This window comes from Chryseobacterium sp. 22532 (genome assembly GCF_052044665.1).
GTDB lineage: Bacteria > Bacteroidota > Bacteroidia > Flavobacteriales > Weeksellaceae > Chryseobacterium > Chryseobacterium lathyri.
On record NZ_JBQENJ010000002.1, the window covers coordinates 76,035 to 100,535 of the forward strand.

General features: G+C 33.4%; 20 protein-coding genes. 12 read left to right on the forward strand and 8 right to left on the reverse strand.

Going from position 1 to position 24,501, the window contains the following annotated elements; all coding sequences use genetic code 11:
* Window positions 1-28: 28 nt before the first annotated feature.
* Complete coding sequence (locus tag ACTJIV_RS04655; protein ID WP_440625892.1) at window positions 29-1,189, reverse strand: thioredoxin family protein; 1,161 nt, start codon at window positions 1,187-1,189, stop codon at window positions 29-31.
* A 316-nt stretch (window positions 1,190-1,505) separates the two neighbouring features.
* On the opposite strand from ACTJIV_RS04655, the gene ACTJIV_RS04660 reads away from it, so the two are divergent.
* Window positions 1,506-3,098 (forward strand): helix-turn-helix domain-containing protein, encoded by a 1,593-nt coding sequence (locus ACTJIV_RS04660; protein ID WP_440625894.1) that lies wholly within the window; start codon window positions 1,506-1,508, stop codon window positions 3,096-3,098.
* 566 nt (window positions 3,099-3,664) lie between these two features.
* Here the strand turns inward: ACTJIV_RS04660 and ACTJIV_RS04665 are convergent.
* The 7 genes from ACTJIV_RS04665 to ACTJIV_RS04695 form a co-directional block, all read right to left on the reverse strand.
* A complete protein-coding gene (locus ACTJIV_RS04665) occupies window positions 3,665-3,874 on the reverse strand; it encodes a hypothetical protein (protein ID WP_440625896.1) in 210 nt (69 codons plus the stop codon).
* 118 nt (window positions 3,875-3,992) lie between these two features.
* Window positions 3,993-5,177 (reverse strand): thioredoxin family protein, encoded by a 1,185-nt coding sequence (locus ACTJIV_RS04670; protein ID WP_440625898.1) that lies wholly within the window; start codon window positions 5,175-5,177, stop codon window positions 3,993-3,995.
* A gap of 112 nt (window positions 5,178-5,289) precedes the next feature.
* Window positions 5,290-5,502 (reverse strand): cytochrome C551, encoded by a 213-nt coding sequence (locus tag ACTJIV_RS04675; RefSeq protein WP_223558945.1) that lies wholly within the window; start codon window positions 5,500-5,502, stop codon window positions 5,290-5,292.
* Between the two features lie 276 nt (window positions 5,503-5,778).
* Window positions 5,779-7,404, reverse strand: coding sequence for an L-glutamate gamma-semialdehyde dehydrogenase (pruA, locus tag ACTJIV_RS04680; RefSeq protein ID WP_111959369.1), 1,626 nt, complete (start codon window positions 7,402-7,404; stop codon window positions 5,779-5,781).
* A gap of 196 nt (window positions 7,405-7,600) precedes the next feature.
* On the reverse strand, window positions 7,601-8,707 hold the full coding sequence (locus ACTJIV_RS04685) for a DNA topoisomerase IB (RefSeq protein ID WP_440625901.1): 1,107 nt from the start codon (window positions 8,705-8,707) through the stop codon (window positions 7,601-7,603).
* A gap of 9 nt (window positions 8,708-8,716) precedes the next feature.
* Window positions 8,717-8,884 carry a phosphatidate cytidylyltransferase gene (locus tag ACTJIV_RS04690; protein ID WP_111959374.1) on the reverse strand — a complete coding sequence of 56 codons (168 nt, stop codon included), beginning with the start codon at window positions 8,882-8,884 and terminating at the stop codon, window positions 8,717-8,719.
* 23 nt (window positions 8,885-8,907) lie between these two features.
* A complete protein-coding gene (locus ACTJIV_RS04695) occupies window positions 8,908-9,345 on the reverse strand; it encodes a DUF6526 family protein (RefSeq protein ID WP_440625903.1) in 438 nt (145 codons plus the stop codon).
* A 204-nt stretch (window positions 9,346-9,549) separates the two neighbouring features.
* Here ACTJIV_RS04695 and ACTJIV_RS04700 point away from each other — a divergent pair, with 204 nt between their 5' ends.
* The 11 genes from ACTJIV_RS04700 (at window position 9,550) to ACTJIV_RS04750 (ending at window position 24,024) form a co-directional block, all read left to right on the forward strand.
* Window positions 9,550-11,319, forward strand: coding sequence for an aminopeptidase P family protein (locus ACTJIV_RS04700; protein WP_440625905.1), 1,770 nt, complete (start codon window positions 9,550-9,552; stop codon window positions 11,317-11,319).
* A 452-nt stretch (window positions 11,320-11,771) separates the two neighbouring features.
* The gene (locus tag ACTJIV_RS04705; protein ID WP_440625907.1) at window positions 11,772-12,338 is read left to right on the forward strand and encodes a Crp/Fnr family transcriptional regulator; all 567 of its coding nucleotides are present in this window, start codon (window positions 11,772-11,774) and stop codon (window positions 12,336-12,338) included.
* A 61-nt stretch (window positions 12,339-12,399) separates the two neighbouring features.
* On the forward strand, window positions 12,400-13,422 hold the full coding sequence (locus ACTJIV_RS04710; protein ID WP_440625909.1) for a saccharopine dehydrogenase: 1,023 nt from the start codon (window positions 12,400-12,402) through the stop codon (window positions 13,420-13,422).
* Window positions 13,419-13,997 (forward strand): NAD(P)H-dependent oxidoreductase, encoded by a 579-nt coding sequence (locus tag ACTJIV_RS04715; RefSeq protein ID WP_440625911.1) that lies wholly within the window; start codon window positions 13,419-13,421, stop codon window positions 13,995-13,997. The genes ACTJIV_RS04710 and ACTJIV_RS04715 overlap by 4 nt, the downstream gene beginning before the upstream one ends.
* A 282-nt stretch (window positions 13,998-14,279) precedes the next feature.
* Window positions 14,280-15,665, forward strand: a complete 1,386-nt coding sequence (gene mnmE, locus ACTJIV_RS04720) for a tRNA uridine-5-carboxymethylaminomethyl(34) synthesis GTPase MnmE (RefSeq protein ID WP_440625913.1) — start codon at window positions 14,280-14,282, stop codon at window positions 15,663-15,665.
* Window positions 15,666-15,925: 260 nt separating this feature from the next.
* Window positions 15,926-16,291, forward strand: a complete 366-nt coding sequence (locus ACTJIV_RS04725) for a helix-turn-helix domain-containing protein (protein WP_440625915.1) — start codon at window positions 15,926-15,928, stop codon at window positions 16,289-16,291.
* A gap of 978 nt (window positions 16,292-17,269) precedes the next feature.
* A complete protein-coding gene (locus ACTJIV_RS04730) occupies window positions 17,270-18,409 on the forward strand; it encodes a tyrosine-type recombinase/integrase (protein WP_440625917.1) in 1,140 nt (379 codons plus the stop codon).
* 21 nt (window positions 18,410-18,430) lie between these two features.
* Window positions 18,431-19,558: a hypothetical protein gene (locus ACTJIV_RS04735; protein WP_440625919.1), complete on the forward strand. Its 1,128-nt coding sequence runs from the start codon at window positions 18,431-18,433 to the stop codon at window positions 19,556-19,558.
* A gap of 99 nt (window positions 19,559-19,657) precedes the next feature.
* On the forward strand, window positions 19,658-19,936 hold the full coding sequence (locus ACTJIV_RS04740; protein ID WP_440625921.1) for a helix-turn-helix domain-containing protein: 279 nt from the start codon (window positions 19,658-19,660) through the stop codon (window positions 19,934-19,936).
* Window positions 19,924-21,033, forward strand: a complete 1,110-nt coding sequence (locus tag ACTJIV_RS04745) for a BT4734/BF3469 family protein (RefSeq protein WP_440625923.1) — start codon at window positions 19,924-19,926, stop codon at window positions 21,031-21,033. Before ACTJIV_RS04740 ends, ACTJIV_RS04745 begins: the two co-directional genes overlap by 13 nt.
* Before the next feature lie 294 nt (window positions 21,034-21,327).
* A complete protein-coding gene (locus ACTJIV_RS04750; RefSeq protein WP_440625925.1) occupies window positions 21,328-24,024 on the forward strand; it encodes an NB-ARC domain-containing protein in 2,697 nt (898 codons plus the stop codon).
* Window positions 24,025-24,501: the final 477 nt, after the last annotated feature.

Here is a 24,501-nt window from a genome sequence, read left to right on the forward strand (position 1 = left end):
CAGTAAAAACTGGCGATTCTTTTTTGTATTAAAGGCTTTTCAATAACTTTTCAGTATCCGAAGAATCCTGTCCTGTACTTTTAGCCAGCTGAACAGATTTTTCAGCCCAGATTTTAGCATTTTTCTTATCTCCGATTTTGTTGTAAAGATTAGCTAAAGTATCTGTATTCGCATAATTTTCATCTTTCTTTACAGATTCCTGAGCCCAGGCTACCGCTTTTTCCAGAGAAGCTTTGTTGCTCACGTTTTCAAAAAAGTTCCATGCCAGGGAATTTAATTCTTCAGAACTGGCTGCAGAAGAATCCTTATACAGCTCGAGCATTAATTTTTCGTAGGTCGGAATGTCTTTATCCTTTAAAGCTCTGCTTGCTTTTGCTCTTTTTAATATTTTCTCAGCTTCATCTTTCATCATGAATTTTTGAGATTCAGCTAGAAAATAGTTGTCGTTCCAGGATTTTGTATCTGCATTGTAAGACTTCTTAAGAACGGTATTAAGTTTAATATTTTTGTCGAATTTTGCATACTTTTCTTCCGGGAAAATCTTGATAATTTCAGATTTTTTTGCCTGGAATATTTTATATAGTGGGCTTTCTGTGCTTTGTGTTCCTGAAAGAAGCATTTGTACATCTTCCTGGTCAAGTGTTGTTTTCTGCTGAAAATAACGGTCAAGTACCTTTCCTGCAAATTCAGAATCATTATAGATTGTCAATCCTGCAAGATTTTTTAAAAACTCAGGATCTTTTTCTCCATTTTCAAACTTTTGCTTCAATGCAGTAAGCCTTTTATTCGGATCTTCAGCGTCCTTAGCGAACTGGATAAAATCTTTTTCCTCTACATAGCCTAGTGTTCTGTGTACTTCCTCCCCGTCACCGTTGATGAAAAGATAAGTTGGGAATGCCTTTACATTGTATTTCTTGGCAAGACCTATTCCTTCACCTTTTTCCATATCTATTTTTGCATTCACGAAGTGGGAATTATAAAAATCTCCAACTGTCTGAAGCGGAAAAATATTCTTTACCATCAGTTTGCAAGGCCCACACCATGATGCATAAGCATCTACAAATACCAGTTTATTCTCTTTTTTTGCTTTTGCCAGGATAGCCGCAAAATTGCTGTCTTCAAATTTAATTCCCTGCGCCAACGCCAGAGCTCCTATAAATAAAGAAGAAAATAGTGCTAATTTTTTCATAAAACTTTTTATTGATTACAAATGTAATAATTATGCTAACAAATAAGTCGGCGTATAAAGAAAATAGTTACGGATATTTTATTTTAAAATGTAATAGTCTATTTAAAGTGAAAATCATTGATGAAATGTTATTAAAATAAATAGTTTTAAACTTTTTAGTTTAAAAAATTAAATAATAGAAGAATATTTTAATAAAATATAAAATATTAGTAGCTTTGTAAAAACAAAAAGACACCCCATGAGAATGATGAATTATTATAAAGTCAAAATAATAATTTATTTTTTTATGTCCAGGAGTCTGCTAAAACTTTTGTTTTTGTTCATTACCGCTGTCCCCATCTGGGCACAGAAAAAATACAATTTTGACCAGATCTGTGAAAGAACATCTGTTCAGGTGACACAAAAAGATATTCCCGAAGCTTTAAAAACAGCAGATTCCTTATACATGAAGGCGCAGAAACCTCTGGACAAAGTGAAAAGCCTTTTACTTTCTGCCGAACTTTATCACTCAGCAGGTGAATTCAAAAAGTCCATATGTTATGGTGAAAATGCTCACTCCCTGCTCAGGCAGATTGATGATGCAGAATGGCTTTGCCGTGTCAATGAGTTTTTGGCTAAAGAGTACCGGCTGGTTGGTCTCTTTGAAAGATCGAAAAAGTATACGCTGCTGGGTATGGAAGCAGCGAAAAGCATAAGCGATACTCAAAAAAGAGGAGAGGTAATGGGGCTGCTGAATCAGGAAATGGCCTATTATGAAATCGAACAGGGAAATTATTCCGATGCCATTAATTATATCGAATACTCATTACACTCTTTCGGAAAAGATAATATTCAGAATAATGAACGGGCTGTAGCAGCCTCATACCAAGTTCTTGGTGATATATATTTTAAGCTTAAAGATTACGTTACTTCTGAAAAGAATTACCGGAAAGCAGAATCAATCCTTAAAGATAAATGCTGTGTTCTGGGTTTGGTATATAATGGATTGGGCGGCATCCGCTTAAGGCAGAAAAACTGGAAAGATGCTGAAATATATCTAAAAAAAGCAGAAAATATAGCGGACAGTTCACGCAGTCTTAAGCTTAAGAAAGCCGTATATTCCAATATTAATGATTATTATGAAGGGACAGGCGATAACGTTAAAGCTTCCCTGTATGCCATAAAATATGTAAGAGCCTATGACAGCCTTACCGCAAAAAACCGTGAGTTTGCATTTAAAAGCTCAGAAATTCTAGTTAAGCCCAGTAAAAAAAGTGCCCGGATCAGTATTGTTAAAAATGCAGCAATTATTGTACTCTTTGCGGCTCTGATTGCCATTGTTGTTTTCTTCAGAACCAAACAGAAAAAGCAGCGTGCAAAATTCAGGAATATTATTAGGACCCAACTCCGGATGATCAGTGTACGCAGTGAGCCTTTACCTTTAAAAAGGGAATACTCTGATTTTCCAAATATTTCTGTGGAGGAGGTAGATGACAGGGCAGGGGAAAATGATAAACGAAGAAGTGACTCTCTGATGACTTCCGAAACCGAATCAAAGCTTCTGGAACTTCTGGAGGAATTTGAAAAAGGTGAGTTATACAACAACAAAAATATGTCTTTATCATTTTTGGCTGCGGAACTCAATACCAATACAAAGTATCTGTCCTATGTGATCAATAGACATAAATGTACGGATGTCAAAACATATGTTAACCGTTTAAGAATTAATTATATTGTAGACAAGCTCATCAATGATGATAAATACAGGCAGTATAAAATAAGTATTCTTGCTGAAGAATGCGGTTTTTCCTCACACAGCAAATTTGCTTCAGTATTTAAGGCGGTGACCGATTTTTCTCCTTCAGCCTATATTAAATATCTGGATGAAAATCAATCAGATAAAAATACCCATTTTCCTGAAAACAATTAAAAAGCAGATGTTTTTACGTATTCTGTCTTTTCATTTTCGTGAAAATGGCTAACCTATTGTTTTACGTAAGGCCTTCACATCTATATCTTTGCGCCAGCTTTATGGGAATAGACATACTGCGGTTTGTTTGTCACTCATATTTTAATCTTCATTCCGATAAAGCAGAACAGCGCTCAAATTTAAACACTAAAATTACTAGATGCGTAAATATCTCTGATTTTATGCTAACCATGAAAACTTTTAAGCTAGTAAGAATTAAACGGATGGCAACTTCAACGGCCGTATTGGAATTTATATTTTCTATCAACACCTTTAAAAGATAGGAATCCAATACAGCTGTGCCGGTTGCGGTCTCGGCATCATTTATAATAAACAACGGATCCAAAGCTGAGAGAGAGTTTCTTCAAGCTTTCTTGTAACAAATAGTAAATATTTTTTTATTGATCAGAATTAGTAATCTGACCTGGTGCAATAAATATTTATAATACAATCGGGGTTGATTGCCCGGTTTTTTTCAGTCAAGTTTTTTTAAGTACAAATCCGCAGTATGCTGCGGATTTGTTTTTTTATTTTGTTTTCAGACTGTCGGCTTTTACTTTGGCAGTATCTTTAGCTACCGGAGCCGGCTCAGAGTTGGCAACCGCTGAATCTCCCATATTGTTTCTCAGTGAATCTTTATTGTGCTCATCTTTAAACGCTTCTCTTTTCTCTTTATTCTGGGCGCAGCTTCCTAAAAATAATATTCCGAGAGCAGTTCCTATCCATAATTTTTTCATAGTAATTCTTTTAATTGTTTAGTATTAATCAAATATAAGAAATCCTAGTGCAATTTTAAAGAAACATATTTTTCGAAATAAAGAAATCCATAGTTCTATGAATTTCTGCATTCTTTTATTATTTTAAACTGTCTAATAGCTTTATCATGTCTGGATCTACAGCTTCCTTTCCGTATTGTTTAGTAGCTATCTCTATAGATTTCTCGGCCCAGATTTTAGCATTTTTTTTATCTCCAATTTTATTGTAAAGGTTTGCTAAAGTACCTGTATTCATAGGGTCTTCACCCTTGTTCACAGCTTCCTGAGCCCAAAGAGTTGCTCTTTCCAGAGAAAATTTATCTGTTGCCTTTTCATAGAAATTCCATGCTGCCATAGCCAGTTCTCCGGAATCTTCTTTTGAAGGATCTTTATATAAATCTAAAGAGATTTTTTCATAGGTAGCAAAATCTTTATTTTTTAGTGCTTTTTCTGCTTTTTCTTTTTGAAGATATTTTTCTGCCTCTGCGTTTCCAACTATTTTTCCAACTTCAGATAAAAAGTATTTTTCATCAAATAATTTGGTATCTTGATTATAGGATTTTTTAGAAATAGTGTTTAATTTGAAGCGGTTGTTTGATTTGTTGTATTCTTCTTCTGAAATATATTGAAGAATGTCATCTTTTCTTTCTTGAAAAATGATATAGGTAGGAGCATCCGTAGTTTTAGTATTAAACAAAACAAAATTAAAGTCTTTTTCTGTAAAATCTTTTCCTTGTTTAGCCTCAAAATATCTTCTTAATGCATTTACTGCGAGTTCTTTGTCACCATAAGAATCTGCAAGTGAAGCAAGATTGTTTAGAAATTCTGGACTTTTCTCACCCTTTTCAAATTTCTTCTTTAAAACAGCTAGCTTCTTATTGGGATCATCAGCATCTTTCGCGAGCTGGATAAAATCCTTTTCTTCAAAATAACCTAAACCTCTGTGAATAACTTCGCCATTTCCATCAATAAATAAATAAGTGGGATAGGAATTTACCTTATATTTTTTTGCTAACTGAATACCTTCACCTTTTTCCATGTCAATTTTTGCACTAATGAAATGGGTATTATAGTAATCACTAACAGATTGTAATGGAAAAATATTTTTAACCATAAGCTTGCAGGGAGCACACCAGGAAGTGTAGGCATCAATAAATACCAATTTGTTTTCTTTTTTTGCTTTAGCGAGTATTTCGGAAAATTTACCTTCTTCAAATTTGACACCCTGCCCAAATAGAAAGGAACCTGCTACAAGAGTAGCGGCATATAAAAGTTTTTTTATCATTGTTTTTGTTTTGTTTTTGCAAAGATAATGAAATGACATTGTGAAAAAAACAAAAAAATCCGCAGAGCTTTCATCTGCGGATTTTCCATTTTTGGATTAAACTTGTTTGTATCTATTTAGATGGAGGTACGGTTGCCGATGAATCTACTTTGATCTTGGCCGTATCAGTAGTCATCTTTGTTGAATCCTTTGCACTAGGCGTTACGGTTTGGGTATTGCTTACTGCAGTGGAATCCTTAATGTTGGATGACATAGAAGATTCTTTGGTTCCGCAGCTCACAACTATTATTCCTAAACCTATGGCTGCTAACAAAAACTTTTTCATAAATATTTTATTTTTGATGTTGTTATTTAAAGTTCAATAATTATTCCTAACCGGTCGTTCAAAATATTAAAACATAGATAAACTTTGTTAAACTTTGTTAGAAAAAAAACAATAGTAAAAGATTATAGATGATTAGAAGAAAGCTGTGAGTGATGAAATTAGATCTGATCATTAATAAAAAAGCCCCGAAATTATATTTCGGGGCTCTATGATTATTATTCATTGCTTATTACTGATTATTTATTATCTATAACTCACAATTTATAACTATAACTTTTATCCTAGATATGGGTATTTGTAATCTTTTGGAGAAACAAAAGTTTCTTTGATACTTCTTACGGAGGTCCATCTTAATAAGTTCATTTTAGAACCTGCTTTATCATTGGTACCGGAAGCTCTTCCTCCTCCGAAAGGCTGCTGGCCTACTACCGCACCTGTTGGTTTGTCATTGATATAGAAGTTACCTGATGCATTTTCCAACGCTTTGAAAGCTTCATTGATTGCATAACGGTCTTGTGAGAAAACAGAACCTGTCAATGAATATGGAGAAGTGGAATCTACCAATTTTAAAGTTTCTTTCCAGTCCTGATCTTCATATACATATACAGATAAGATAGGTCCGAAGATTTCTTCTACCATACTTTCGTAATGAGGATTCGTAGTTTCAATTACGGTAGGATGTACAAACCATCCTTTAGAATCATCAACTTTTCCACCAATTGCTATTTCAGCCTCACCGGAAGCAGTTGCTCTGTCGATATATCCCTTACACTTTTCGAAAGAATTTTTGTCAATAACTGCGTTAACGAAGTTTGACGGATCTTCAGGAGAACCTATTTTGATAGAATTCATCTGAGTTTCCATTACTTTTTTCACATCAGCCCAAAGAGATTTAGGAATATAAGCTCTTGAAGCTGCAGAACATTTTTGTCCCTGATATTCGAAAGATCCCCTTACCAAAGCAGTAGCCACGGCCTCAACATTGGAAGAAGGATGAGCGATCACAAAGTCTTTTCCACCGGTTTCCCCAACAATTCTTGGATATGTTCTGTAATTATGGATATTATCGCCGATCATTTTCCACATTCCCTGGAATACTTTCGTAGAACCTGTGAAATGAAGACCTGCAAAATCAGGATGTGCCAATACTTTCTCAGCAGTTTCTTTTCCGTCTGTGAAAACCATGTTGATAACCCCTGCAGGAAGACCCGCTTCAATTAATACATCCATGATTACTTTAGCAGAATAAACCTGCTTGTCAGAAGGCTTCCAAACGACAACGTTTCCAAGCATTGCCATACAAGTCGGTAAGTTTCCGGAAATCGCTGTAAAGTTGAAAGGAGTTACTGCAAAACAGAACCCTTCCAGTGGTCTGTATTCTACACGGTTCCAGATTCCGCTGTCGGAAACCGGCTGTTCAGAATACATTTCAGTCATGAATTCTACATTGAATCTTAAGAAATCGATGAATTCACAGGCAGAATCTATTTCAGCCTGGTGTACGTTCTTAGACTGCCCGATCATGGTTGCTGCGTTGATTACGTCTCTGTAAGGTCCGGCCAAAAGGTCAGCTGCCTTCAGGAAAATAGCTGCACGCTGTTCCCAGCCCAGTTCGTTCCATTCTTTTTTAGCTGCCAGTGCCGCGTTGATAGCGTCATCTACATGCTGCATCGTACCTTTATAGTAAAACCCGAAATCGTGAGCGTGATCCTGAGGAGACTGAAGCTGAACTTTCTCATCAGACTTTACTTCCTTGCCATTGATAATCATTGGAATTTCTGTCTTCTCAGCCCACATCTTTTTGTAAGTAGCGATAAGGCTTTTAACTTCTGGAGATCCCGGTACGTAAGAATTTACCGGCTCGTTTACTGCAAATGGTACTTGCGAAATTGCTTTTGACATATTATGTTATATTATTTTAAAATTGATAAATATGTTGGTATACAAATTTACAATAATTAACGCAAAGAAAAAAAGCAGCTCATCTTTATAAAATAAAATTTAATACTGTTTTAAATTTAAAAAATATCATTTTTTGATGATTCAAAATGAGTAGATATGGTGTTTTCTTGTTGATCTTTAAATTCTTATCGGCAACTTACATCTTTTCATTTTCCAGAATTTTCAGGACTAGCTTTTCTTCCTGAGTGAGGCCTGCTTTTCCGTCATTTTCTTCGATCTGTTCCAGTTCATCAAGATATTTTTTGATCGTATTATTCTCATAAAGATTGATCACCAGCGGATGCACATAGTATTTTCTGCAGACCGTACTGGTATTCCCCAGGTGTTCTGCAACCATATCCAAGGCTTCCTTTACTTTCTTTTTATATTGACTGTTATTTTCGGCGTAGCCTATCTCTTTAAAAGCAATTAAAGCACTGACTGTTCCCGACCATGTTCTGAAATCTTTGGCTGTAAAATCTTCCCCGCTGATCTCCTTAATATACTCATTTACCATCCCCGAATCTATGGAATGACGGTTCCCTTCATCATCAAAATACTGGAAAAGTTCTTTTCCTGGAATATCCTTGCATTTCTGCACAAGCCTTGATAATCTTCGGCTTTTGAGATCAATATTATGCATAATCCCTTTCTTCCCTTTAAACGAAAAGGAAATTTTCTGACCGTTAATTTTCACATGTTTGCCTTTCAGAGTCGTTAAACCAAAAGAGCCATATAGCTTTTCATAGGCATTATTGCCGATGCGGATGTTTGTATGCTGCATTAAACTTACAATTAATGCCAGGATTTTTCTCTTCTCAAAATTTCTTAAAGCGAGATCCTGTTCCACATGAAGCCGGATATTGGGCAATGCATACCCGAACTGAAGCATTCTGTAAAATTTTGTGTGATTTCTTAAAGCATTCCATAAGGGATGATACCGGTATTGTTTTCTTTTTTTTATATCAAAACCTGTGGCCTGAAGATGACCATTGTCCAATGCACAAATCCATACATTTTCCCAGGCAGGGGGTATCACCAGCTTATTGATTCTGGCAATCTCATCTTTATCTTTAAGCTTTTCTCCGTTTTTGTAATAAGAATACTTTTTCCCCGTTTTTTTACGGGTAATCCCGGCAGTTTCCGCATCGGTGGTATATACAAGATGTACCGCCTTTGCGGAGGCTTCGGGATCCTTCATGATCTTGATAATTTTTGAAGGCTTTAAGTGGGAAATAATTTCCAGATCCGTATTCTTCTCCATAAAAAATGGTTAAGAGTTCTTACCCCTCGAAAAGATTAGAAAAAGGATTACTACTACTGCAACGACCAGGATAATTCCCCACCACATTCCAGCCTTAAAAATAGTTTCAATTGCTTCACAGCTTGTTAACGTTAGCAATGTGAAAACGATCATACTGTATAAAGTTAACTTTCTCATGATATAATATTTTTGGTGTTAAATCAGATTCTCTGGCGATCGGCTCTCCAGCTCTTGATAGAACGCTTGATCTCGTCTCCTGATATATTTTCGTGAAGTGCCCGGTACAGAAGTTCCCTGAATTCATCATCATAGGCGAACCTTAACGCTGCAATTTGGTCAAATCTCAGCTTATCAGCCGTTTCATCAGATCTCTGTCCGAAAATTTCAAAATACCGCTGTTTAAATTCAAGCATTACCATACGGTTCTGAAGTCCCAGCGCATAATGCTGTCTTGTCATAAAAGCCAGGTAGAAAAGCAGAAATATCACGGTTGAAAATAATGTCCATATCAGCTTGTTTTCAGGATCGTCCCAGATTTTATAAATTCCAAGAATTTCCAGCACGATCAGTAGCGGAAGATAAATAAAATGATGGGGAGGATAAAATTTCCTGTGATTTTTATAATTCTGCTCTCTCATGCCAGAATAATAGCAATAATCTCTCCAAAACTTTATATGTTTAGCAATAATGTTGTTTTTGTGGTATGTAATTATAAATATTGTTGCCTTTAAGGATTAATGCATATGAAAGAAAAAATAACAGATTATTAACGAAAATACAGGATGGAATACACTTCTGAACCTCAATTTTTTTGTAACTTTCGGTGTTTAAAAAAGAAAAGAATGACTTCAAAGGAAAAAGTGGCTGCACTTCGTGAAGAAATGCAAAAGAATAATGTTGATGCATTTATAGTATATTCTGCAGATCCGCATATGAGCGAATATTTACCTGAAGAATGGCAGGAAAGAGCCTGGCTGTCAGGGTTTTTAGGTTCTGCAGGTTTTGTGGTAATTACAAAAGACAAAGCAGGGCTTTGGACAGACGGAAGATACTTTACTCAGGCTGCCATAGAGCTGGAAGGTTCAGGAATCGATCTTTTCAAAGACGGAATGGAAGGAACACCCAATTATATTGACTGGATTATCTCCCAGATTCCTGCAGGCGGAAAAGTAGCCGTTAATGCTGTTGCCACTTCCAATGCCAATTGGGAGCTGATTTCACAAAAATTGCAGTCAAAAAATATTACCTTAACAGATCTTCCGTTATTAAAAGAGATCTGGAAAGACAGAGGTACACCCTCAAAAAATCCTATTTTCGTACATCCTGTAGAGAGAGCCGGACAATCTGTTACAGATAAACTGGGAGCTATCCGTCAGAAAATGGAAGACCAGGAAGCTACTGTTCATATTATTTCCAGTCTTGATGATGTAGCATGGACACTGAATTTAAGGGGAAGCGATGTACAGAGCAATCCTGTGTTTTTAGGATATGTTGTCATTACCAAAAATGATGCAGTACTGTTCACAGATCTTGAAAAGCTGGAAGTGGAGGCAAGAAAACAAATGGATGACTCGTTTGTAAAAATGATGCCTTATGAAGAGTTTTACAATTATCTGAAAGCATTCAAAAATGAAAAAATCCTGGTTTCTCCAAACAGTAACCAGATGATCATTGAAACTTTAAAAGAAAACAACCAGTTTATAAAAGCTCCGGTTCCCGGTAACCTGATGAAAGCCCAGAAAAACGAAACCGAGCTGGAAGGGTTCAGAAAAGTAATGGTAAGGGATGGTGTTGCCATGGTGAAATTTCTTTACTGGCTAACCCATACTGCAGGAAAAGAAAGTATGAACGAATATTCTATCGGTGAAAAACTGAGAGGCTTCCGTGCAGAAGGAGAAAACTTCGTTGGGGAAAGCTTCGGCAGCATTGTAGGGTATAAGGATAATGGAGCTATCATGCACTATTCAGCAAAAAGTGAAGGAAGTAAAGAGGTTACCAACGATGCAAGTATCCTGGTAGATTCAGGGGGGCAGTACCTGGAAGGAACGACCGATATTACAAGAACCCTGGCATTAGGAGCTGTTTCCGATGAGTTCAAAAGAAACTCCACCTTAGTGCTTCAGGGTCTGATCCGTTTATCCATGGTGAAATTCCCGAAAGGAACAAAAGGGGTTCACCTTGATGCCATTGCAAGGCTTCCACTTTGGATGGAAGGAAAGGACTTCAATCACGGAACTGGCCATGGAGTAGGAAGCTTCATGAACGTTCATGAAGGTCCGCAGAGCATCAGAAAAGATATGAATCCACAAGATCTTCTACCGGGAATGGTATGTTCCAATGAGCCCGGATATTATCTTGAAGGAGAATATGGAATCCGACACGAAAACCTGATTGCTGTAAAAGAAGCGGAAAAAACAATTCACGGAACTTTCTATGAGTTTGAAACCCTTACGTTCTGCCCGTTCTTTAAGGATACTATTGTAAAAGAAATTCTTTCAGAAGAAGAAATTAAATGGCTGAATGACTATCACAGAACATGTGAAGAAAAAATTGGACCTTACCTTGAGGGAGACATTAAAACATGGTTCCTTGATTTGGTAAGTCCGCTTTAATAGATAAATGTGAATAGTCAATGGTCAATTTTAGACTTTGAACATTAATAATTGTTAGATAAATTCTGAAGCCCTGCAGAGAAATCCGCAGGGCTTTTTTATATCTACAACCGTATTTTTACGGATATAATTTTAGGGATTCCCCTGACAGAACATCTTACGGGACCATCTATCTTTGTGTCAATAAAAACATCATTCATATCTTCATATACTTATTAAATTCAAAGCAGGTAAAACCATTTCGTTCTGAAATGGTTTTATTTTTCATCATCGGATAAGATTTCTAACAGGTAGTTGAGTACATTCAAATTTTGAATATAATCATACTTAAAAAACTAAAGTTAAAATAAGCATCAAAGAAAAGGCTTGCAGCCGCTTTTGTATTTGTTTAATTTTGTAAAAAAACAAAGCTGAAGAAAAACTTTCAGGGTTTTAAGTACAATTTGAAAAATATGATAGAAAACTATTTCCGGAGCTTTGATATATTCTCAGACCATGAGATTAAAGATTTCTTACAGCTTTTTGAAGCCAGAAAAGTGTATAAAAATGACTTTTTTGTGCAGGAAGGCGACAAATGCAGGGAAATAGCATTTATTATATCGGGAATTTTCCGATCCTATTATATTGCGGATAATGGAAAGGATATGACCTACTGCTTCAGGTTTCCCAATCAGCTTATGGCCAGTTATTCCTCATTTATTTCAGATTGTCCCAGCAGGGAAAATATGCAGGCCATTACCGATGCCGATTTGCTGGTTTTAAAAAAAGATGCAATAGATGATCTGATAAAAGATGATCTCAACTGGACGAAATTTTTAAAGATGATAGCTGAACAGGAATATCTTGAGCTCGAGAAAAGATTTTTTCAGCTCCAAAGAGACAGTGCAGCACAGCGGTATGAAACGCTGCTTGGCAATCAGCCCGATTATGTTCAGAAAATTCCTCTGCAGTACTTGGCCTCTTATTTAGGAATTACACAGAGACATCTCAGCCGAATCAGAAAAGAAACGGTCATATAATTTTTAGACATTTGTCCTACGCCACGGCATTACAGCTCTATAATTTTGTAAAAAAAATATTATGGAGCACAATATTCTGGTCGTTGGAGGAAACGGCCTTGTAGGTAAAACAATTATCCGGATTTTAAAGTCTAGAAACCCACATGTCAATGTTTTCATTGGCGGAAGAAAGGGAGGAGCAGGCAATCATCTTAAAATTGATGTTACTGATCCCGGGACTTTTCAGGTGATTCTGGAAAAGAAAATAGATCTGGTCATTCTTTCTGTGAATGATAAAGAGGATCATATTCTTCGTTTTGCCATCGAAAATAAAATAGATTATCTGGATATCACCAAACCGACTCCCGATCTTGTCAAAGCCTATGCAATTGCTAAAAACAGAGATGTCCATAGCAGGATTGTCTTCAGTTCCGGATGGATGGGAGGTATTGTCAACGGATTGGTAAAAACACTTTCAGGTAATACAGACGATATTCAGGAAGTGAAACTTTTTGTATACTATTCCGTGAAAGACCTTGCAGGAGAAAGTTCAGCGCATTTTATGGCTGAAAATGTAGCTAAGCCTTTTATCAGGTATGAAAATAACCGCCAGGTTCCCATAAAACATTTTTTAGATTCCGAAGATTTTAACTTTTCGTTTGGAATAGGGAAAAGAGAAGCTTACAACTTTGATGTACCGGATTTATATATTCTCAATCAGATAGAAAACATACCTAACGTGAGTGTGAAGATGACTTATAATTCGAAGTTCATCACATGGCTTTTAGGGGCATTTCAAAAGGTGAGGATTTTTAATATTTTATCACTTAAAGAACGGAGAATGATTTTCGGGTCAAGTGGAAATGGCGATCAGAGCGTATTTGAGATGATTATAAAAACTAAATCCGGGAATGAAAAACTAAGCCTGCAAAGCACAAAGGGACAGGCAGAATTAACGGCGCTTTCTGCGGTGCTTCATACGGAAGAGCTATTGAATAAGTTCCATGAAAATAATACGTATTTCAGCCACCAGCTGCATCAGCCATCCTTACTTCTGGAGAAGCTTAAAGCTTATGAATCCATACATATAAAAACATCAAGATGAAGAAAATAGCCATTATTAACGGGCATCCCAACAAGGATTCCTTCAATTTTGGAATGGCAGAAGCTTACAAGAGAGGAGCCGAGCAATCAGGAGCTGAAGTCAGAGAAATCACAATAGCAGAATTGGAATTTGATCCTGTTCTTCACTTTGGGTACCAGAAAAGAATGGAACTGGAGCCCGATCTGTTGAAAGCCTGGGAAATTATCCAGTGGGCAGATCATCTGGTCTGGATCCATCCAGTCTGGTGGGGCGGTTTGCCTGCCCTGATGAAGGGGTTTATTGACAGACTTTTTCTTCCGGGATTTGCCTACCGGTACAGAGAAAATTCAGTTTGGTGGGATAAGCTGCTGAAAGGGAAAACCGCCCACATCATTACAACACTGGATCAGCCGGGATGGTATTACCTGCTTTTTTATGGAAGGCCGAGCATTAATCAGCTAAAAAAATCAACGCTGGAATTCTGTGGTGTAAAACCGGTGAAGGTCACTTATATAGGTGTCATACGAAATTCTACCGAGATACAGCGTAACGGATGGCTTCAGAAAGTAAGAGAATTAGGAAAACGGCAGAAATAACTGTCATTGCAAGGAACAAGTGGCGGAGTAGCCTTATTTTAAAAAGGGAATGTTTTAATCTCCCAGAGACTTGGGATTACAGGAGCTTTTGTTTTTACAGAATTATTGATATCTTAACACAAATAGTGTAAATGTTTAGCACGAATGATCACGAATTGAGATTGCTTCGTCACTTTGTTCCTCGCAATGACTTGAAAACTCCAATAATTCCAATCAAAGTCATAGACAATCTGTATAAAATACTCCATCAGAAATTAGCCTGAAAAAACGTAAATTTGCACCATGAATAACGATACGATTTGCGCACTGGCCACAGCCAATGGAGTAGGAGCTTTAGGGATTATCAGAGTTTCAGGAAACGATGCTTTAACGGTTGTCCAGAAGAGTTTTCCGGGCAAAAAACTGGAAAAGCAGAAGTCTCATACCATCCATTACGGGTATTTTATGGATGGTGAGGAAGCTATTGATGAAGTGATGCTTTCTATTTTTCTGGCTCCGAAAAGTTTTACTACAGAAAATTCTGTGGAAATAGCTTTTCACGGCTCACCGCATATCGGAAAACGTATTTTGGAAACTCTGACTAAGAACGGGGCAAGAATGGCAAAGGCAGGAGAATTTACCCTTCGTGCCTTTATCAACGGAAGAATAGATCTTTCGCAGGCGGAAGCCATTGCAGATGTGATTGCGTCTGAAAATGAAGCTTCCCGAAAAGTAGCGATCAATCAGCTGAAAGGAGGAATTACCAATGAAATATCGATCCTGAGAACAGATCTTCTGAATTTTGTTTCCCTGATTGAGCTCGAACTGGATTTTGCTGAAGAGGATGTAGAATTTGCTGACCGATCGGCTCTTAACGGACTGCTGGATAAGATCGAATTAAAATTGGATTCTTTGATTGAAAGTTTCCAATATGGAAATGCCATCAAAAACGGAACAGCGGTTGCCATCATCGGAAAACCGAACGCTGGAAAATCAACCTTATTAAATGCTTTATTGAAAGAAGAAAGGGCGATCGTCAGTAATATTGCCGGAACCACAAGGGATACCATCGAAGAAGTGCTGCATATCAAAGGTCATGCATTTCGCTTGATCGATACGGCCGGACTTCGTGAAACCCAGGATGAAATTGAAGCAATCGGAGTGAAAAAAGCGAAGGAAAAAGTGGAGAATGCCAATATTCTGGTTTATCTTGCAGATGCTGCTACAGAAGATTATTCTGAGGATATTGAAATGATAAAATCTTTACAGAGAGACGATCTGAAGCTGATTATCTGTGCCACAAAAATTGATGAAGTACTGCCACCGAAATATGAAGCTGTAGAAGACATTTTCAGAAATGAAATTACCCAAGAATTTGATTTTATCAGAATATCCGCCGTAGAAAACCAAAATATCCAGGACCTTAAAAATGAACTGTCTTCCTACGTTGAGCAGTTAAAGTCTCAGGAAAATAATGTGGTCATTACCAACCAAAGACATTTTGAAGCCCTTCGGAAATCTTTGGAGGCCACCCATAAAGTAAAAGAAGCCATTTCTTTCCAGATTTCTACAGAGCTGCTGGCCTATGAACTGAGAAATGCTTTAGAACATCTTGGTGAAATTTCCGGTGAGGTGACGAATGATGAGGTGCTGGGGAATATTTTTTCCAAGTTCTGTATCGGGAAGTAATCGCCATTTTATAAGTACCATAATACAACTATACAACCCGCATTAATAAAGGAAAATCAGAAAGTGTTAATTGACATTTTCTGACATTTGTTGACATATTTTATACCACTAAATGTGATACTCCGTTGTTTTTAATCTCTAAAAAAATGAATTTTAGGATACTCTAAGAGAAATTTAAACGGTAAATAATCGTAGATACACGTAAATACCACTAAATACTGAGAGAGATTATTAATATATAGAAAATCGGAAAGTATCAAATGAGCAGTAACATTAGGATTGAGAAGATTTGTATCTTCTGTAAAGAGAAATTCATCGCTAAAACATTCTCTACAAAGTATTGTACTCACAGATGTAATCAAAAGGATTATAAGAAGAAAGTTAAGGAGGAAAAACTCCGAAAATCAAAAGAAGAATTTCAAACAGATGTAAAACTTAAAGAACTGAAAGTTATTTCTATTGAAGATGTTCAGAAGAAAACATATCTCACAATAAAGGAAGTTTGTTTGTTAATGAATATTTCTGAATCAACAATCAGAAAACTGATTAAAAATGGAGAACTAAAAACAATCCGTGTAGGGAAGAAACATTTTCTTTTGAAATCAGAATTAAATAATATCAGTTGAGATAATTCTCCAAACATTCAAAATTTACAATGTTATAAACTCATAAATCGTTTTAAATCTATTTTTAATGGAATTATACAGATAAACTGATTTAAAATGTTGTAACTTCTTTAAAAACCGTAAATGGTGTTTTGACTGTTGTTTTCTTAATAGTTGGATGTTCCTTAATTATTCTTTGTTAAATTTTTACTGCTATATGTATATATTATATACCATTGAATATGAATATATTATATAAGTATATATATTATATATAATATAAGAAATATTATAAAGAGGATATTTTATAAGTAGTAGTAGTAGTAGTAGTAGTAGTAGTAGTAGTAGTAGTAGTAGTAGTAGTAGTAGGGAATTTATTATAGTAAAATAACAATAAATACAACAAATAACATAAACAAAAAAGGATTCCACCGAAAACCACCGATTTTTGGAGAGGTAAAAGAAAATTAAGTGGTAGATTTTAAACCACAGAGGAGTTTACTACTGTGAGGTTTAAAATTTAGTAGTTGATTTTTAATTTTACCAACAATGAAAGTATCAAATGAAAGTATCAAATGATGCTATAGAGCAAAAAATTAGTTGTGTTCTCAATGATGAAAATACAAATACGATGAAATTTATATTGAAGATTATTTAATATGGTGAATTAAATGAAAAATAAGTTTATAGGATTGTTGTGATTTAAAAATAAAAGTAAGGACTTTAAACCACCTTACAATTGATGTGGTCGAAAGTTTATTTAGCAGTGTAAAGAGAATCCAAACGAAAAGTTTGGATTTTTTGTTTTTAAAAATTAGGTGGTTAATCAATACAGACCACCACCTAAACAGCTGTTAGAATGTGATTAGTTTCACTAATAGAAAGTGAACTAATGATTTACAAATCTATGTAATTAGGTTAATACCACATATTTATTGTTGTTTCCGAACCGACTTAGGGGGAATGTTACATCACAATTAGTAACAAAACCTAAGAAAAATGAAAGTTTATTTAAAAATCAGAGAAGGGAAACTTAGTAAAAAAAGTATTGAAAAAGGACGTATAAAAATGAATAGTTTATTTTTGATGTTCCACAATAGCTTAACTCAAAAAAGGAGCTATGAATTCCTGAAACTTTATATCTACGATAAACCAAAAACAATAATTGAGAAAGACCACAACAGGGAAATATTGCAACTTGCAGAATCTATAAAAGCTCAAAAAGTTTTGGAATTCAATTCTAAAAAACATGGATTTGTAAGTAGTTCGAGTGGTAAGATTGGGTTTCTGAATTACTTTAATGAATTGGCAGAGAAGAGATATGAGACAGAGGGAACGTACGGGAATTGGTTCAGTACGTTAAAACATCTAACAATTTTTTGTAAAGGAGTGGATATTCAGATTTCCAAAATAGATGAAACATTCTTGGAGAATTTTAAGGAGTATCTTTTGAAAGAAAAAATATCTAATAACGGAGGGAGATTATCACAGAATACTGCTTTATCGTACTTCAATAAGGTTAGAACCGCATTGAAAGAAGCTCATAGGAATAAAATGATTTCTGAGAATCCTATATTGAGGGTTAAAACGATAAAAGAGAAAGAAACGAACAGAGAATACCTCACCTTGGAAGAATTACAAAAGTTAGTGAAAACAGATTGTGAAGTACCAATATTGAAAGATGCTTTTATTTTTAGTTGTTTAACAGGGTTGAGATTTTCCGATGTGAAATCTTTGAAGTGGAAAAATCTTTACTACGATTCTGAAAATGGTTGGATTTTAAGATACACACAACAAAAAACCAAAGGAGTTGAAAATCTTCCAATAAGTGAACAGGCTGTAAAACTTCTTGGAGAAAGGAAAGGTGATGATGTATTGTTGTTTGAGAATTTAACATACAGCGCCTACCATAATAAAAAATTACACAAATGGATAAAGGAAGCTGGAATTGATAAACACATTACTTATCACAGTTCACGACATACCTTCGCTACCCTCCAGTTAACAATGGATACCGATATTTATACTGTAAGTAAGTTATTAGGACATAAAAATGTTAAAACCACACAAATTTATGGGAAAATAATTGATAGAAAAAAAATAGAAGCTGTATCTAAAATTCCTGATTTATATTTGTAGTTCTAGAAAATATAAATAACAATGGATTATTATGATGAAACTGGTAAATTGATTGATGATGAAGATTTACTTTTTCAAATGTTAATACCGTCTTCTTATGATGCTCAGGAGGTAGATGATGGTATTATAGATTTTCATAATGTAAAAAATATTTACGATTTGTTAATCGAAGATGAGAGGAATTTAGATAAAGATTCAATATTGAAAATTAATGATGAATTGTACGGAGTAAAAACTACTTATACGCAAAAATTAGAAGTTTGGAAAAAATATAAACAATCTCCTTTGACAGAGCACCTGATTTCGTTTGAGGATAGAACTACTCAAGCTCGTGTTAATGTATTTCCTGAAAGAACTCAAATTGGAAAATATTTAAAAGATTCTTCAAAATGGGTATATGAAAAATTAAAGAATATGAGGGAAGAAATTTCTATATATACTTATGAAGACTATAAATTAGATTATGAAAGGAAATTTCCTAATTTGGAAAACATCAACAAAGAAATTGAACGTGTAGAGGAAAACATAAAAAGTACTGTTGCAAACTATGGTTTAAATAGAAAACTAAATGATTATTCAAATTATTTTGAAGACTTAACTGTTGATGTAAGTTTTTTTAAATTAAATAATAAGGATAAGATTGAACATATATGGGCTATCGTAATAGGAATCGGTTTGTTATATGGAAGTTATCAATATCTATCCTTTTTGAATTCTAAAAAAAGAGATTTAGATGAAATCCCGAGATATAAGTTAAAGAGTAATCTAAGTTATTGGAGTGATTATTCAGATATAGAATTAGAAAGGATTTACAATGATTTAGTAAAAGGAGAATTTATTGATGAAATGGATTCTACTAAATTCATCAATATTTTCAGAGAAATAAAGTTTAAAGATGTTACACCGATTCTCTGGAAGAAAACCAGTAGTAGATGGTTATCAATTTTAACTTTAATAGAACTATTGGTAAAACCAGATTATACCGATGAAAAACAGTTTAGAGCTACATTGGGTAATTGTTTTTGTTTCAAAAAGGATAGTAATATTGTTGAGGATGTTGGGAAATCATTAAAAAATCCGTTGGAAAAAATAAAAGATAAACATCAATTAAATTTGAAAATAAAAAAAATAGTAGAATCTAATAAATAGTTATTGTATAATTTGACCCGAGATATATCTCGGGTTTTTCAATTTACATCCGAGAGAGAGATACCGAGTATTGCACTATAATATTTAATACAAATAATTATGGTAAAAAATTCAAACAAAGAAATTTTAGATTTCTTTAAAAAGAGAATGCTTAACACAAGAGAAGCAGCACTATACTTGGGATTGAGTGTGATTACGGTTAGAAGAAAAGCAGGGAAAGGTGAGATCTCTTCTTTTCGACCAAACGGGAAAAATCTGTATTTCAAAGTTTCAGATTTGGACAATTATCTGTTATCAAAACATAGAAGTAATTTAGAGCAGTCCGAAGAGGTTGCAGCAATGTTAAACTTTAAAATTTCTAAGAGATGGAAGATATAAGGTTTAATATTTATGAGGGTTTTAATAAATTCAATAGATACACTAATTTAGATGAAATTGTACACGATATCAAAATTGGTACTTATCAAAAAGTTGTTATATCATATATAAAAAAGTTTGCTGAGGAGGGAAAGACCGAAAAAACAAAGAAATTAAAGTATAAGATTCCTGCTTTTACAATTAGCGGGAAGTTTTCCAAATACGGTAGAAAAACTGAGTATTTAATAACTTATCATGGCTGGATGGTTCTTGATATTGATGGAATTAAGGATGAAGAAACGTATCAAATAATTTTTAACAAAGTTAAAGATATACCATATACAAAAGTTGCGTTTTGTTCACCTTCGGGGAAAGGGATGAAAATAATTGTTGCAACTAACAATAGAGATGTAAACAGACACTCAGAATTATATAAAAAATTGGTTAGTTATTATGAGATGAAACTTAACGTGAAATTTGACACATCCACATGTGATGTTTCGCGTTTATGTTTTTACTCTTACGATCAAGATATTTTTTACAACAAAGAATCTGAAATTTTCAACTTTAAAGCAGAAAACAGCAACGGTAGTGAAAATATTAATCAGGATGACGATGTTTTTATCTTAGAAATGGAAGAAATGATAGAGTTTACAGAGAAGAAACAAAAATACGAAGTTGGAAATAGAAATAATTTTATCAAGCTATTGAGTATAAACTGCTGTAATCATGGAATAAATAAATCCCAAGCATTAGAATTTTGTTTGGGAAAATTTGTTGAAGATGATTTTGATGAGCATGAAATCATGATTACGATTGAAAATTCATATAAAAAGTACGATGTGAACTTTGGGAGCTGGAAAAATCGTCTCAATAAGATAGTTAAACAGAAGTTAGAGCTACAAAATACAACAAAAAGTGAACCTGAACCACCCCAACTGATAACAAAGGATATTTCGTTTAAAGATGAAGTTTTTCAACAGTACTATGATGACTTATGTAAAACATTTCCTAAAAAGTACACAGATTTTATAGGTAGCCTAAAAACAGAAAGAGAAAAAGAAATTGTGATTTTAACAATGATGACAGTGTTAAATTCAATATACCAAATAGATTAATTTATAAAGATAAAGTTTCTTTCAGTGTCTTTTTTTTAGGAGGAAGGCACTCAAAGAAACGTGGGTTTGTTTGCGGATCCATAACTTAAGAACAAGCAAACTTAAAAAGAAATACGACATAACCTCCTGTTAAATTTAGGCTTGCAAACCAAATGAATATTCAACAGGACGAAGAGCACCATTATTTTTTAATTTTAAAACAATGAATTACTATTTATGCATTTTTTTATCATAGAATTTTAGCTATATTGCAGAAACAACAATTGAGTATATTGTTGTAGATAAAAAACTACCATGAATTACATTTTACAACAATTAAACAAAAAGGTTGATTTACTGTCTTCTTTAGGAAAAAATCACGAACTAAAAGTTCATTTACAGTCTAAGCTTGAGTATTACTTAATATTTATTTTGGGATATTTATGGAATAAAAATATAGATAAAATATCTGAAGAGAAAAGAGAAGAAATATTAAAAACTATCCTAAAACCTTCAATAGGTAGTATTGTTGCTTTATCAAGAACTCTTGATACTGATGCAGAAATATTTGGAAATAGAAAACTAAATAAACTTAGAGAGTCAATTGATAAATATCCAAGTTTAAGGAATGAACAAATTGGTCATGGGTACACATTTGAAGATCAAATAGAGAATACAATAAAAATTTTCCAAGATATTTTAATTTTATTTGATGGTTCCGAATGTGAAATTTTTTTGGAACATGATCTAATTCTTGTAACGAATAAAGAAAAAGATTTTTATAAAGGTATTAATTATAAGGCGAATGGTTCTGATTATACATTGTGGACTTGTCCAATACAAGTTGGAGAATTTGAAATTAATTCCGTGTATATAAAATATAATAATGGCACATATTTTAAGTTATCTCCCTTTGTAATCGTTCAAAATGATAGTGAATTTTTTACTTTTTCATCTATTGAGGAAAAGCTAACGGGTAGAGCTAAATTTAATCAATTATTAAAAACTGGAAAACTTATCTTAGAATTTCCGGAACTGACAACTATAAACGTCTCTGAAGATAAATATAAAATAAAAACATCAAATGGAACTATAATAAATAAATTTTCAAAAGATTGGAAGAAATATATAGATGTAGGGGTAAGTAATCAAATAATTAGTTTTTTGACAAAGAATAATTCTTCTGTTTTTGCAACTTTATGGGGACATGGAGGTATTGGTAAAACTTCAGCGATACAACATGTATGTGAACAATTAGCTAACACAGAATTTAAAAAGTTTGATTATATAATATTTCTTTCAGCAAAAGATAGATATTATAATTATTACAAAGGTGTTATAGAGGTCGTTAATGGGAATTTTAATTCTTTTAATGAAGTTATAGAGTTTATAAATAAAATAGTTTTTGATAAAGTTGGTGAAACTAATGAGGTAGATATATTAAAATACGAAGGACGAATACTGATTGTAGTTGACGATTTTGAAACATTCAGTAAGGAAAATAAAAATAAAATAACTGAGTTTATTCAAAAACTAAACATAAATTATCATAAAGTAATACTTACAACTCGTTCAGCTACTTTAATTACAGGAATAGAAATTGAGACAAATGAATTAACTGAGTCCAAAACAATTGATTTTCTAGTACGGGCTGCTAGTAATGAGTTTCCAGAAATTAACTTTGAGAAAGACATAAAATTATTTAAGAAATATTCCAAACAAATATTTGATATAACTTCTGGACGGCCACTTTTTATTTTACAATTTTTGATATTATACATGCAAAGTGGTTCAATTGATGAAACTTTATTAATTGATATAAAGTCGCTTGAAGAAGCAAGAAGTTTTTTATATGATAGAATTTATGATTACCTTTCTTCAGATGCAAAAAATATGTTTCTCGGAATAAACTTGTTAGTTAACAATGATGACTTAACAGGATTAATTGCTAATTTAAAGTTTATTCTTAATAAAGAAGATAATGACGTTAATTTTGATAATTCCATGAATGAGTTAATAAAATTAAGGATTATCGAACGATTAGACGAAGATTTTTTTAAAGTATATTCTCCTGAAATTTTAAAATTAATGAGAGTGTATTATGAAAAAAAAGGCAAAGAATATGATGGAGATATTACAAGTAGGTATAATTTAATAAAGAGTGGTGAAAAGTTAGAAACTGACTATGCTCTATTGAAAATTGCAGACTCAAAAAGATTAGAAGCCTCTGAACTAGAAGTTGAAAATCAATATAGAAGAATAATAAAAAGAGAATCTGCTAAATTTGAGGTTCGTCTTAAAGCTCTTTTTAATTATGCCAACTATCTTTTTTCTCAAAAAGGAAGAGCTGATAAAGCAATAAAATTATTTTCTGATTATTGGCATTGGTTTAAATCAGATCCAGATTTTATTTTAAATAATGCTAAATTTCATTGGGCGGAAGGATCTTCAGTATATAGATATAAGTCTATTGATATTTTAGAAAATTATTTAACAACCAGACCTAAAATTAGTGAAGAAACGTATTTAGAGATTTTAGGGACTCAAATGACATATTCTGCTATAATGTTAGTTTCAGAAAGAAATGATATAAAGGATAGAAAGCGATTTAAAGAAATAACTGAAAGACAATTTAATTTTGATTACAGAGAACAGAAAGCAAGATTTAATAAACTATTTATTTACCCTGGGAGTAAACTATATAATATAGTAAAAGACAAAAACCTAATGGAATTGAGTTCAAAATGTAGAAATTTTGTTCTTGATGGATTAACTCATTATACGGAGGTAGCTATTAGACTAAATAAGCATGAACAAGCAAAGGAGGTTTGCAATAAAATTATTACAGAACTTCCAACAGACTACCATAAACCATTTTTATATAAATTATCAAAAATTGAACATATAAATGGGGAAGAGGATGAAAATTTTAATGCTGACTTAAAAGCATCTAAAGAAAAAGAGACAGTAATGTCAATAAAACTAAATGAGGCTTTAAAAAAAATAAAATAAAATTATACGTCAAGTTTTGTCGCTTTAAAAAAATATTTTTGTAGAGTAATAAATAACTCTAACTATAAAAACAAGCCTATGGGAAATTAAAAATGAGAAATTATAAAAATTATATTTAAAATTATAATTTTAATTGATTAAAAAACGGTAAATATTTAATTTTACCACTGAATTTAAATTGTATAAAGAAGGATAAAATTATCCTTCTTTATTATTTTGTACAAAAATTAAAAATATCAAATCAAAACGTTGTAAGAATTGGATAAATGTTTTAGATTTACTACACAAAACAATTATTATTCGATAGAAATAAGATAATTACATATTAAAAAAAATACATTTAGCGAACTGAAATCTGTTTTTGAAAGGTCGAAAATTCAGAATATCCACAGGAAGAAGTTTAGCAAAATGTTCAGGCTATGGCTTGAGCGTTGCTTTACTTTGTGGATAGGTATTCGACCACCTCAAAAACAGGTA